The following is a 12,437-nucleotide window of genomic DNA, read 5'->3' as shown; positions in this document are numbered from 1 at the left end:
GCGGTCCGTCAGGCGCGGGCGGACAGGGCGGCGTCCAGCAGCACGCGGGCGGCCGCCTTGGCGTCGGCGGCGGCGCTCGGGTCGCCGTGCACGGCGGCGGTGGTCATCGCCCCCTCGGCGAGCAGCGCCAGCTGGGCGGCGGTGGCGGGCGGGGCGCCGGCGGCCTCGGCCAGGCAGGCGAGGTAGGCGTTGAACTCCTCCTTGTGCTGCCGGGCGGCCGCCGTGACCGCCGGTGAGACGGCGCCCAGCTCGCCGAAGGAGTTGACGAACGCGCAGCCCCGGAAGTCGGGTTCGGCGAACCAGCGGCCGAGCCAGTCGAAGACGGCGAGCAGCTGGTCGCGCGGCAGCGTGGCGGCGCCGGCCACGTAGGCGGCGAGGTTCGCCCGCCAGCGCCCGTCCCGGCGCCGCAGGTACGCCTCGACCAGGTCGCCCTTGGACGGGAACTGCTGGTAGAGCCGGCGCATCGTCAGGCCGGAGGCCGCCCGGACGGCGTCCATGCCGACCGCCTGGATGCCCTGACCGTAGAACAGCTCCTCGGCCGCGTCGAGGATCAGGCCCCGCGGGTCGTGCTGGTCCATCTGCCGTGCCCTTTGCGTGAGAACGATGGTTCTCCTAGGGTAGCCGCTACAGCGAGAACGATCGTTCTCACCGTCGGCTCCGCCATGCCCGAGGAGACCCCGTGACCGAACAGCGCCCTCCCCTGCCCCCGTTCACCCCGGAGACCGCCCGCCGAAAGGTCCGCGCCGCCGAAGACGCCTGGAACACCCGCGACCCCCACCGTGTCGCCCTCGCCTACACACCCGACAGCCGGTGGCGCAACCGCACCGAGTTCCTCACCGGACGCGAGCGGATCGCCGACTTCCTCACCCGCAAGTGGCACCGCGAACTCGACTACCGCCTCGTCAAGGAGCTGTGGGCGCACGACGGCGACCGCATCGCCGTCCGCTTCGCCTACGAGTGGCACGACGACTCCGGCCAGTGGTACCGCTCCTACGGCAACGAGAACTGGGAGTTCGACCGCGACGGCCTGATGGCGCACCGCCACGCCGCCATCAACGACCTGCCGATCACCGCCGCCGAACGCCTCTTCCACTGGCCGCTCGGCCGGCGCCCCGACGACCACCCCGGCCTCACCGCCCTCGGACTCTGACCCGGCGCCAGGCTCCACTCCCGGTCCCGGCACGGCAGGCCGGGGCGACCGTTGTTCCACGACCGTGACACGGCTCGCACCGGCCGCTGAACTCCCCCTGGGATGCTGCTCCTCGAACGCGAACCGCACCCGAGGGGGGACCTGGAAATGCCCGTGCGCAACAGATTCGGCACCACCGCCGCGCTCGCCGTGATGACCACCGTCGGCGCCGTCCTGCTCTCCGCCTGCGGCCCCGACAACGCCGGCTCGGACGCCGCCGCCCCCGGCAGCGCGGCGCCCGGCGCCACCGCTCCGGGGGCCCCGGCCCCGGGCGGCCCCGCCCGCCCGAGCAACCCCGCACCGAGCACCCCCGCGCCGAGCACCCCCGCGCCCGGCACCAAGGAGGTCAACGGCACCAGCGCCGCCAACCACCTGACCGTCAGCACCGGCACCCGGGCCGTCGCGATGAACGGCACCACCGTCGACTTCGGCACCGTCGTCCGCGACCTCGTCTGGTCCCCCGACGGCAAGCGGGCGGCCTTCATCAACGGCAACGGCGACCTCGTCGTCGCCGACCCCGACGGCGGCGCGAAGGTCACCCTCGCCACGGCCCCCGGCGGCGAGGCCTGGTCCCACCCGACCTGGCAGCACGCCGCGCAGGGCCCCAGCGACCTCCCCGAATCCGCCGAACGCTTCGACACCATCGTCTTCGCCGCCGCCAAGGGCGGCGTCCTGCGCCTGGAGAAGATCCCCACCAAGGCCGTCGGCGGCACCCCCGAGGTGCTCACCCCGCACACCTCCCTGGACGGCAACGCGAACATGCCGCAGCCGCCGCAGACCGGCAACACCTGGGCGGACGCCGGTGGCCGGCACGGCGAGATCGTCTACGCCAACACCCCCGCCGACGAGGTCTACCTCTACGACGACTACATCCGCCCCGCCACCCGCGACCTGGGCCAGGGCTCCCAGCCGGCCCTCTCCCCCGACGGCGAGCACGTCGTGTTCGTCCGCTCCGTCGACGGGCACGACCACCTGTTCACCCGCTCCAGCCGGATCGACCAGAAGGACGAGAAGGACCTCACCCCCGCCGCCGCCACCGACTACACCGAACCCGCGTGGTCCCCCGACGGCAGGACCATCGCGGCCCGCACCCCCGACGGCGTCAGCACCCTCCCCGCCGACGGCTCCGCCGCCCCGGCCCCGCTCTCCACCGTCAAGGGCCTTCCCGCCTACCGGCCGTGAGCCCCCGGAACAACGTGAGCAGCTGACGGCGGAGGGGGCGCGGCAGCTGGCGCGCCCCCTCCGCCGTCGGGCGCTCAGGAGATGCAGGAGATCGTCAGCCTGATGCTGGGGGGCGGGGGCGGCGAGTCGAGGTAGGGGGCGATCCAGACGATGATGCCCCTGCCTCCGTCACTGTCCCTCCACTGCCACCGCTGGTTCGCGCCGAGCCGGGTGCCGTCGCCGTTGGTGATGATCCAGTCGTTGTCCGGGTGCAGGCCCTCGGGGCAGATGGCGGTGACGCCGCTCGGGGAGCCGGTGGCGGACACGGTCTCGGGCAGGTTGTCGGCCTGGGCGGGGCCGGCGAAGGTGGCTGTCAGTGCCACCGCCGCCAGGCCTGCGCCGGCGAGTCGTCCGGGGCGCATGGATGTCCTCTCGTCGAGCGGCCCCTCGGATGGGGGCCGAGCGGTCACATCCGTTGCCACGGCGCCGCATCCGCACGCCCATCGCGCCGCACTCCACTCTTCCGCGCCGGGTGAGGGCGCGCCGGCGGCCTTGGGCGCAGGACAGCCGGGACGGGCGGACGTGGCCCATTGAACCCGGGCGGCCCGATCATCCGTCCTTCACAAGGGGCTTGGGGAATCGCCCGCACGGGTTCGGGCCGGCGCACCGCGGGCGTCAGGCCTTCGCAAGGGATGCGTATGGATCGAGACAAAGTGGCACTGATCGGCTGACCGGAATGCCATATTTTGTCCCGCCCATCACAGAACTCGCAAGGAGAGCACGTGCGTTCGACGAAGAAGCTGTCGGCCCTGGCCGCAGGGATGAGTGCCGTGGCCGTCCTGGGTCTGGCAGGGCCCGCGATGGCCGACGGCTCGTACGACCCGGCCCAGGAGAACTGCAACGCCGCCAACACGGTGACTCCCGGCTCGACCAGCCTGGTGTGGTGCATCCAGGCGGCGCAGCACACCTCGGAGGCCAAGAACCGGGCCCGCGGCGAGTTCGTCCAGGACACGCTCGACATGCTGATCAAGGCGACCGGCGGCAGCTACAACATCATGGTCTTCGACATCAAGGGCGACAACGCCTTCGGAGACCCCTGGTACGTCCACAACTACGAGCAGAGCTTCCAGAACGTCGCCTTCACGTACGACATCGACTACCACGACCAGACCTCGCGCGAGGACCAGACCTACCGGATCTGGATCTTCTCCGGCGGCGGCAGCTTCGCCAACGGCTTCGACGGCGGCTGGGGCAACTGGGGGTTCTACGGCCTCTTCAACCGGACCACCCGCGAGCACACCTGGACGTACCCGAGGGGCACGGGCAGCGCCGGCCAGCATTACAACCACACCGACGGCGTCGTGAACTTCTCCCCGATGCCGTTCCCCGGCGTACCGAGGGACCCGGGCACTCCCGCGCCGGGCGGGCTGCCGGCCACCCAGATCGTCCCCGCGATGCCGAAGGACCCCGGCACGCCGTACGACCCCGGGGTGCCCGCCACGCCGGCCAAGCCTCCCCACACCGGCAAGCCCGGCGATCCGGCCGAGCCCGGCACCAAGCCCGGCACCGGCACCCCCACCGGCTCCGGCCGGCCCGCGCTCAACACGCCCGTGCACCTGCGGACCGTCAACAACCTCGGCGCCGTCGCCACCGGCTCCGGCGAGGGCGCCTCGGTGGTCGCCGGGAAGCCGGGCGACGCGGGCGGCACCTGGACGTTCCGCGACGCGGGCGGCGGCCGCTACCGGATCACCAACGCGCTCGGGCGGGACCTCACCGAGAACACCGGCACCTACTTCGCCAACACCAAGGGGTGGAAGGGCTCTTCGGAGCAGAAGTGGGAGGTGAAGAACGTCTCGGGCGACCGGTACGTGATCCGGATCAGCGACCAGGACTGCCTGACCTACCACGAGGACGGCAAGGAGCTCGGGGTGTGGACCTGCGACGGCTCCGCCGAGCAGCAGTGGACCGTCACCCGCTGACCGTCGCGCCGTCCCGCCCGCCGGCCGCACAGGCAGCTGGCGGGCGGGACGGCGGGTGCCCTTCGGCCGGGCAGGGCCCCGCGGAACAGGCCCAGCGGAACAGGCCCAGCGGAACAGGCCTAGCGGAACAGGCCTAGCGGAACAGGCGGTCGCCGCTGTTGGCCATGCGGTGGGTACCGCTGTGGCGGTTCACCCAGTCACGGACGAGGTTGATGGCGTTGGCGCACTGCCAGCTGTTGTCGTACTCGCGCACGCCGGTGAAGGCGCCGTAGCCGGCGATGATGCCGTCCACACCCGCGTCGCCGAGCAGCTTGTCGACGTACCACGGGTCGTTGTAGGTGGCCGTCCAGGACAGCGTGGCCGCGAGCCGCCCGGCGGCGCGGTCCCCGGCGCCCTTCTTCAGCTCCGCGCACGTGTTGTAGGTGGCCTCCGTGCAGTTGCCGAAGCCCTTGGTGATGTCGGTGTCGCCGTAGTCCATCGCCCGGTGACCGGCCGGGAATCCGGAACCGGACCGGTTGAAGGCGCCCTGGACCTGGTCACGGGTGCCGGTGGACGTGATGCCCTCCAGCGGGCCGAGCTTGCCTTCCAGGCTCTGCCAGCCCCTGCCGCCGACGTCCGGGGTGTTGCCGCCGTGGTACTCGAAGAAGCCGTAGAGCACCTGGATCCCGGCGGCCGTCAACCGCTGCGCCTTGTCGCGCAGTCCGGCGACGCTGCACGTGCGGTTGGGCTGTTCCCCGCAGTAGTTCGGGTCCTTGATGTCCAGCCAGACCAGCGACAGTCGGCGTCCGGCGTTGGCGTTGGAGAGGATGCGGTCGATCATGCTGTCGAAGCTGGGGCCCAGGCGGTTCTCACCGGCCGAGGAACAGTCGTGGTAGGCGCGCCATTCGTTCGGGTTCCACCAGGCGCAGACGTCGATCTCGATGGCGTTGGCGCCGTGGCCGAGCGCGGCGTCCACGCCGTCCAGGGTGTCGACCCGGTGCGCGATGGCGTAGATCGCGTGTCGCGAATCGGCCGCCGCCGCAGGGGTCGTACCGAGCGCGGTGAGGCCGACGATCCCGCACAGTGCCGCCAGCAGCGCCAGCACCTTCCGCGCGCCGGTGCCGTGCCTGAGGTGAGTGGTCAAGAAACGTGCTCCTCGATGTCGGTGCCCTGATGCCGTCGCTGATGGACGGCCGCCCCCGATCCAGGACTGGTCATGTCCGCCTCAGTCTGCCACTGGTTCGTGCCCGGTACGGGGGGAACAGTGCAAATCCTCCGCTAAAGTCCGCCGCGCGAGGCCAACTCGGCCCGGAGCGCGGGCAGCTGCTCGTCGGCGGACTCGTGCGGCAGGAACTCGACCGGATCCAGGAAACGGAACAGCACCCGGCTCTCGGTGACGGCGTACTCGTAGTCGCCGAACCCGACCACCGCCCCCGTGCCGCCCCGCACCGCCCCGCGCACGGCGGCCGCCGTCAGCTCGTCCGCGCCGCCGTGCGCCGCCGCCCGGCGCCGGGCGTTCGGCCGGGCCAGGTACGGGCACACCATCGCCGCGTAGAGCATGCAGGCCCGGTGGCCCGGCCCCTCCATGGTCGGCGCGAGGTTGCGGTACGGCCGCCCCTCGGCGAGCGCGGCCCCGATCGCCGCGCTCTCCGCCGCCCCGACCACGCGCCACACCGGGCCCCGGGCCATGAATCCCCCGCACACCGAACAGAGGCGCTCCAGCGCGCAGTTCGCGCTGCGCTCGTGGTCGGTCAACGCGAACTGCGGCTCGCCGCCACGCCAGGGCGTGATCGCCGGCACCGGATAGCCCCGGACGTCCCGGGGCCGCTCCCCCACCCGCTCCGGCATCGGCACGGCATCGAATCGCACGCCCCCATCCTTGCCGCCCCCCCGCGCCGCTGTCGACCTCCGACGCGGCGGCCGCCCCGCGCGGCGGGCGCGGGGCGGCCGGTGGTCCGGGGACGGCTCCTGGTGGAGGGCCGGGCGGCGGGCCTCAGTTCCAGATGCCGGTGATGTCAGCGGCGTTGGCCGCGTTGCCCGCGTGGGTGGTGGCGCCGGCGAGGTCCTCCAGGGTGCGCAGCACGTTGTAGTGGTTGTAGGTGGCGGCGGAGGTGCTGCCGGGGGTGACGTGGGCGCCGTAGAAGACGGTCGGGATGCGGTTGCCCGCGAGCCGGTTGTCCTCGTCGAAGGTGACCACGAGCAGGCTGTTGTGGCTCTTGGCCCAGGTGGCGTAGGCGCCGAGGTTGTTCTTGATCCAGGTGTCGCCGGTGCCGACCGAGCAGTCGTGCATGTCGCTGCAGAGGTTCGGTACGACGAAGGAGACGTTCGGCAGGGTGGTGTAGTCGGTCGGGAACTGGGCGAAGGTCCTGGCCGAGTTCAACGGGACGTTGCCGAAGCCGAACCAGGGGTTGTGCTTCTGCGCGTACTTGCCGCTGCTGCACGTGGTGCTGCCCTGGGCGGGCAGGGTCTCGTTGTAGCTGGCCCAGGTCCTGCCGGCGGCGGTGACCTCGGAGGCCAGGTTGGGGCCCTGGAGGGCGCCGACGGAGACGCAGCTGTCGTCGGTGACGCCCTGGGTGGAGCCGGAGAACAGGGCGTAGTAGTTCGGCTGGCTGGGGTGGGTGATGCCGAACGACTGGGTGAGGTTGGCGCCGCCGGTGGCCAGGGAGTTGAGGTAGGGGGCGCTGCTGCTGCCGACGACCTGGTTGTAGGCGTGGTTCTCCATCACCACGACGACGATGTGGTCGGGCGCGGGCAGCGCGGCGGCCTGCGCGGTGGCGGCGGTGGCGGCCCAGAGGCCGGCGGAGGCCGCGAGCAGGGCGGCCACCGAGCCGAGGGCGGTGGCGGTGCGGCGGGAGCCGTGCTTGGTGGACGAAGTCATGACAATTCCTCAGGTAGGGAGCGGCCCTGGCGCGGACGCTCGATCAGGGCTGCGCGACGAACCGGTCCGGTACGGCGTCTAGTACGGCGTGCCGTTGGCGAAGTCGCGGGCGGCGGTGGACTCGACGGTGGTCAGCACGCCGGAGTCGGTGGTGATCAGGCCCAGCTCGCGGTTGTTGTTCAGCGAGTTGTCGGAGAAGTTCTCCGAACCGGCGAACACCTTGGCCGAGGGCGTGCCGTAGTCGGCGACGATCGCCTTGGCGTGGATGTACAGGCCCGTGGTCGAGGAGTAGGTGACCACCTGGCCGCCGGCCGTGACCACCTGGTCGAAGTAGCTGCTGTAGGACGAGGGGTTCATGCCCACCACCCGCACGGTGACGCCCCGGCCGGCGGCCGCGGCGACCGCGTCCACCAGGGCCTGGTCGCCGAACTCCAGCTGCTCCAGGTCCAGCGTGTGCTGCGCGCCGTTGATCAGGTCCAGCAGGCGGGCCTGCGAGTCGGTGGGCGACCAGACCAGGTTGTCGCCGTCGGAGGGGATGATCGAGGTCTGGGCGTAGTCGGCGGCGAAGACCTGCTCGATCGCGGCGACGTCGTTGGCGTCGGTGTCGACGACGCCGTAGTCGCGGCTGCTGGAGTAGTAGGTGGAGTCCAGGTTCCCGGTCAGGATCAGGGACTTGGCGCCGTCCACGGTGACGGTCTTCTGGTGGGTGTAGACGAACGCGGAGGAGGAGTACGTCACCCCGACGCCGGCGGCCCGCAGGGCCGAGTAGGCGGCGCCGTTGACCGAGGTGTGCCGGCCGTCGAGGATCACCCGGACGGTGAGGCCGGCCCGTCGGCGGCCGATCAGGGCGTTGACGGCGGTGGTGTCGCGCAGCTCGTACATGGTCACGTCGACCGAGCGGGTGGCCGAGTTGATGAGGTCGTAGACGACGCCGTGGTCCTGGTCCGGGAACACGATCGGCGTGTACGTGGCGGCGGTGGCGGCCTGGGCGGTGCCGGACAGCGGTATCAGGCCGGCGGCGGCGAGCAGCAGCGCGCCGGCCCGGCGCGCGGAGGTGGCCAGGGGCATGCGGAACTCCACGATCGGTGAGGGGGGAAGGCCTGGGCGAAGGTGCGGGAGCACGCGCGAGGCGCCCGAACAGCATCGGGTGGATCGGTCGACGCGGGTAGACGACAGCAGGTAAAACCTTGACCCCGGGTCGGGAAACGGATGGTGCGGCCGATCCGGTTCACTTTGCCAGCCACCGGCCCCGCCGGTGATAGTGGATCTTCGAGGACGTGGCCGGACGCCGCGTCAGCCGAGTGAGAGAACAGAGGATCATGGCGAAGATCAGCCTTCTGCGTCCGCTCGCGGTGGCGGCCGCGGGTGTCGTCCTGCTGGCGACCGGAGCCGCGCAGGCCGTGGCCGCCGACCAGGGCACCACCGGCGCGCCCACCCCGGACACGGCCGCGGTGCGCGCCGCCCTCCAGGCCACCACCGACGCGGGCGCCCCGGGCGCCTTCGCGGTGATCCGCGACCACGGCGACGCCGAGTCCACCCGGTCGCTGGCCGTCGGCAAGGCCGACCTGGACGGCACCCCGATGAACTCCTCGTGGAGGTTCCGGGTCGGCAGCAACAGCAAGATGTTCAACGCCGTTCTCGTGATGCAGCTGGCGGAGCAGGGCCTGATCGACCTCGACAAGCCGCTGCGCGACTACCTGCCGGCCGGCACCCTGCCGGACACCTGGACCATGACGGGCCGCCAGGTCATGGAGCACCGCGCCGGGATCTACGACCACACCAACGACCTGCTGGAGCAGGCCGGCGAGGAGACCACCAGCGCCTTCGAGGCGCGCATCCGCACCAACGTGTACGCGCCGCGCGACCTGGTGGCGATGTCCGTCAAGCACGGCCAGCAGTACACGCCCGGCAGCCGGTACTCCTACTCCAACACCGACTTCGTCCTGATGGGCCTCGCGGTCGAGCACCTCACCGGCCGCCCCTACGAGGACGTCCTGCGCGAGCGGATCATCGAGCCGCTGGGCCTGAGCAAGACCTCCTTCGTCGTGCCCGACCAGGAGATCCAGGGCGCCCACGTCACCGGCTACCTCACCAACGACAACCGCACCAAGCCGCTGCTGGACTCCACCCAGCAGACCGGCTCCTGGGTGTGGACGGCCGGCGCGGTCATCTCCGACGCCGCCGACCTCGACCACTTCCTCACCGCGCTGATGGCGGGCAGCTCCGGCGGGCTGGTCTCGGACGACTCGCTGAAGCAGATGACGGCCGCCCTGGCCACCCCCACCGCCAAGATCAGCTACGGCCTCGGGCTGCGCCGCATCTCGCTGTCCTGCGGCGACGTGTACGGCCACGGCGGCATCGTCCAGGGCTTCCAGACCCAGTCGTTCGCCACCCCGGACGGCAAGCGCTCCGTCGTCGTGTTCGCCAACGCCTCCAACAACGGCTCCGTGACGCAGGGCCTGATGAACGCGCTGGAGCCGGCCTTCTGCGGCAAGAAGCCGACCGTCGCGCCGCGGAACTCGTTCGCCCCGAGCGCCTTCACCGAGAACCACTCGCTGCCGGTGGTCGAGGACACCCGGATCTGACCGACCCGCACAGTCCGCCGCTCACGCGCCCGCACGGCCCACCCGCCGTGCGGGCGTGCGCGTCTCGGGCCCCGGGCCCCGGGCGTTCCCTCGTGCGGACCTCACCCCGTCCGGCGCCGCCCCTGCCGGGGGCCGTCCGCACTGAGGTCGGTGAGCGCCTCGGTGAGGAGTTCGCGGGCCTCCTCGGCGCGGCCCTGCTCGATCAGGGCGGTGCCGAGCTCGGTGAGGGTCTTGGTCATGCTGTCCGGCCGGCCGACCTCCTCGTAGTGGGTCAGGGCCTGCCGGTAGGCCTTCTCGGCGGCCGGCCAGCGCCCCAGCGCGGCGCGGTCCAGGCCGAGTTCGTGGGCCGTCATGGCCGCCGCCAGGTGCATCAACGGCGAGGACCAGCGCTCCACCAGCTCCAGCGCGCCGGCCAGCGCGCGCCGGCGGGACTCCACCGCCTCCTCGGCCCGGCCCGAGTCGCGCAGGCAGTTGGCCGCGCCGCGCAGCGTGACCAGCCGGCCGATCCAGCCGGCGCGGCTGTTGACGGCGGCGAAGGCGTCCGCGGCCCGGTGGTAGGCGTCGATGGCCTCCCGGTGCCGGTGCAGGTGCCGAAGGCCCGCCGCGAGGTAGGTCAGCGCCCAGCCCTCCTGCTCGCGGGCGCCGATCCGGCGGGCCAGTTCCAGCCCCTCGTTGGCCAGGTCGATGCCGCGCTGGTAGCGGTGCAGGCAGGTGACGTACGTCCACGCCAGGTAGTTGACGTGGACGGCCTCGGCCAGCTGGTCGCCGCAGGCGCGGGCCGCGTCGACCGACAACTGGAAGACCTCGGCCCAGATGTCCCAGCTCAGCAGCCGGTCGGAGAACCAGTGCATGGCCTCGGCGGTGTCGATCACCTCCCGGTGCCGGCCGGCGGCGAAGGCCTGGTGGAGGGCGGCCAGCCACTCCGGGTGCTCCTCCTCCAGCCAGCGCGCCGCCTCGGTGAGCGGCACCGGGGGGCCGGTCCGGTCCGCGTCGGCGTCGGGGTCGGCGTCGGGGTCCGCCGTCGCGTGGTCCGGGTCGAACCGCAGGCCGTACTCGGCGGCCCGGTTCAGCAGCCAGTCACCGGCCCTGGCCCGGGCCTGCGCCACCGCCTCGGGGCCCTCGTCGGCGTCGAGCCGCTCGCCCGCGTAGAGCCGGACCAGGTCGTGCAGCCGGTAGCGCTCCGGGGTGGCGAGTTGCACCAGCCCGGCGTCGATCAGCTGCTCCAGGACGAGTTCGGTCCGGCCGGGCGGCAGGCCCGCGTAGGCGGCGGCGACGGCGGCGGTGAAGTCGTGCCCGGCGGTCAGTGCGGAGCGGCGCAGCACCAGCTGGGATTCGGCCGGCAGCCGCCGGTAGGACAGCGCGAAGGCCGGGCGGACGGCTAGGTCCCCGGTTTCCAGCAGGTCCAACCGGTGTTCCTCGGCGGCCAGTTGGCGCACCAGATGGCTGACCGGCTGCTGCGGGCGGGCCACCAGCCGCTGCCCGGCGATGCGCAGCGCGAGCGGCAGGTAGCCGCAGAGCCGGGCCAGTTCGGCGGTGGCGTCGGGCGCCGCGTCGATCCGCTCGCGGCCGGCGATCCGGGCCAGCAGGTCGGCGGCCTCGCCCGGGGCCAGGGCGTCCAGCCGCAGGCGGAGCACCGACTCCAGTCCGGGCAGGGCGTTGCGGCTGGTCACCAGGGTCACGGCGGGCCCGGAGCCGGGCAGCAGCGGGCGCACCTGGCTCTCGTCGGCGACGTTGTCCAGGACCAGGACGAGCCGGCGCTCGCGCACCAGGGCCCGGTAGAGGCCGGCCCGCTCCTCCGTCCCGGCGGGCACGGCGTTGTCGGCGACGCCCAGGGCGCGCAGCACCTGGCCGAGCGCGTCGCGGGCGGAGAGCGGGGTGGCGGCCATGCCGCCGAGGTCGAGCGAGAGCTGCCCGTCGGGGAAGAAGGGGGCCAGGGTGTGGGCGGCGTGCAGGGCGAAGGCGGTCTTGCCCAGACCGGGCTGACCGCTGATCAGCACCACCCGGGGGTGGGCGGGCCGGTCGTCCTCGGCCAGCTCGGCCAGCAGGGCGAGGGCGTCCTCGCGGGCGGTGAAGTCGGCGATGTCGCGGGGCAGCGCGAGGGCGCCGGGCACGAGCGGGGCGGCGGGCGCGGCGTCCCCGGTCTCGGCCGGTCCGACGGGGGCCGGGGCGGGGGCGGCCGGTCCACGGGTGGGGGCGGCGGCCGACACCGGCCTGGTCCCCCGGGGGCGGCCGCACTGGGCGGCCCGGTCCAGCGCGGCGGTTTGCGGGGCGTCCAGGCCCAGCGTCTCGGCCAGGGCCCGGACGGTACGCCGCTGCGGCCCCCGGGTGCGGCCGCGCTCCATGTCCCCGACGGCGCGCAGGCTGACGCCGGCCGCCGCGGCGAGCTCCTCCTGGGTCAGGCCCGCCGCCACCCGGTGCCCGGCCAGCAGGCGGCCGAAGTCGCCGACCCCCTCGGAGTCCGTGCCCGTTCCCGTGCCGCTCACAGCCGTCATGTCCCGCCCCTGCTAGCGCCGTTACTTCTGCCAGGCGTTGTGCCTGATCGACCGTCCCAGGCAGAAGTATTCCCGGGCAGAAGTATGCCTCGTACCCAGCTCTTTCCCAGCATCGAGCGCCCAGCTCAGGCGCCGGGCACCCCGGCGCGGGCCGCGGCGTCCCACCCGCTGGTG

At 73.0% G+C, this 12,437-nt stretch carries 11 protein-coding genes; 4 read left to right on the top strand and 7 right to left on the bottom strand.

Features of this window, described 5'->3' with window-relative positions:
- Positions 1-8: 8 nt before the first annotated feature.
- Positions 9-578, bottom strand: a complete 570-nt coding sequence (locus tag ACFWPI_RS02300; protein ID WP_380378623.1) for a TetR/AcrR family transcriptional regulator — start codon at positions 576-578, stop codon at positions 9-11.
- A 101-nt stretch (positions 579-679) separates the two neighbouring features.
- Between ACFWPI_RS02300 and ACFWPI_RS02295 the strand changes: the two genes are divergently transcribed.
- Positions 680-1,150 carry a nuclear transport factor 2 family protein gene (locus tag ACFWPI_RS02295; protein WP_363373577.1) on the top strand — a complete coding sequence of 157 codons (471 nt, stop codon included), beginning with the start codon at positions 680-682 and terminating at the stop codon, positions 1,148-1,150.
- A gap of 153 nt (positions 1,151-1,303) precedes the next feature.
- Complete coding sequence (locus tag ACFWPI_RS02290; protein ID WP_380378625.1) at positions 1,304-2,371, top strand: hypothetical protein; 1,068 nt, start codon at positions 1,304-1,306, stop codon at positions 2,369-2,371.
- 74 nt (positions 2,372-2,445) lie between these two features.
- Here ACFWPI_RS02290 and ACFWPI_RS02285 read toward each other — a convergent pair whose 3' ends face one another.
- Positions 2,446-2,772, bottom strand: coding sequence for a hypothetical protein (locus ACFWPI_RS02285; protein ID WP_380369935.1), 327 nt, complete (start codon positions 2,770-2,772; stop codon positions 2,446-2,448).
- 360 nt (positions 2,773-3,132) lie between these two features.
- Here ACFWPI_RS02285 and ACFWPI_RS02280 point away from each other — a divergent pair, with 360 nt between their 5' ends.
- Positions 3,133-4,329 carry a hypothetical protein gene (locus ACFWPI_RS02280; protein WP_380369938.1) on the top strand — a complete coding sequence of 399 codons (1,197 nt, stop codon included), beginning with the start codon at positions 3,133-3,135 and terminating at the stop codon, positions 4,327-4,329.
- A gap of 133 nt (positions 4,330-4,462) precedes the next feature.
- Here ACFWPI_RS02280 and ACFWPI_RS02275 read toward each other — a convergent pair whose 3' ends face one another.
- The 4 genes from ACFWPI_RS02275 to ACFWPI_RS02260 all read right to left on the bottom strand — a co-directional run bounded on the left by ACFWPI_RS02275 (position 4,463) and on the right by ACFWPI_RS02260 (position 8,254).
- Positions 4,463-5,452 (bottom strand): hypothetical protein, encoded by a 990-nt coding sequence (locus ACFWPI_RS02275; protein ID WP_063350563.1) that lies wholly within the window; start codon positions 5,450-5,452, stop codon positions 4,463-4,465.
- 134 nt (positions 5,453-5,586) lie between these two features.
- Positions 5,587-6,177 (bottom strand): hypothetical protein, encoded by a 591-nt coding sequence (locus ACFWPI_RS02270; protein WP_380369942.1) that lies wholly within the window; start codon positions 6,175-6,177, stop codon positions 5,587-5,589.
- 124 nt (positions 6,178-6,301) lie between these two features.
- The gene (locus tag ACFWPI_RS02265) at positions 6,302-7,186 is read right to left on the bottom strand and encodes an alkaline phosphatase family protein (protein ID WP_380369945.1); all 885 of its coding nucleotides are present in this window, start codon (positions 7,184-7,186) and stop codon (positions 6,302-6,304) included.
- Positions 7,187-7,264: 78 nt separating this feature from the next.
- Complete coding sequence (locus ACFWPI_RS02260) at positions 7,265-8,254, bottom strand: phospholipase D-like domain-containing protein (RefSeq protein WP_380369948.1); 990 nt, start codon at positions 8,252-8,254, stop codon at positions 7,265-7,267.
- Positions 8,255-8,505: 251 nt separating this feature from the next.
- Here ACFWPI_RS02260 and ACFWPI_RS02255 point away from each other — a divergent pair, with 251 nt between their 5' ends.
- On the top strand, positions 8,506-9,771 hold the full coding sequence (locus tag ACFWPI_RS02255) for a serine hydrolase domain-containing protein (RefSeq protein WP_380369951.1): 1,266 nt from the start codon (positions 8,506-8,508) through the stop codon (positions 9,769-9,771).
- A gap of 101 nt (positions 9,772-9,872) precedes the next feature.
- Here ACFWPI_RS02255 and ACFWPI_RS02250 read toward each other — a convergent pair whose 3' ends face one another.
- Positions 9,873-12,263 carry an ATP-binding protein gene (locus ACFWPI_RS02250; protein ID WP_380369954.1) on the bottom strand — a complete coding sequence of 797 codons (2,391 nt, stop codon included), beginning with the start codon at positions 12,261-12,263 and terminating at the stop codon, positions 9,873-9,875.
- Positions 12,264-12,437 lie beyond the last annotated feature (174 nt).

It is taken from the genome of Kitasatospora sp. NPDC058492 (genome assembly GCF_042720685.1).
In the GTDB taxonomy this organism is placed as follows: domain Bacteria; phylum Actinomycetota; class Actinomycetes; order Streptomycetales; family Streptomycetaceae; genus Kitasatospora.
The sequence above is the reverse complement of the archived record's forward strand: the minus strand, read 5'-3'. Positions and strand labels throughout refer to the sequence as shown.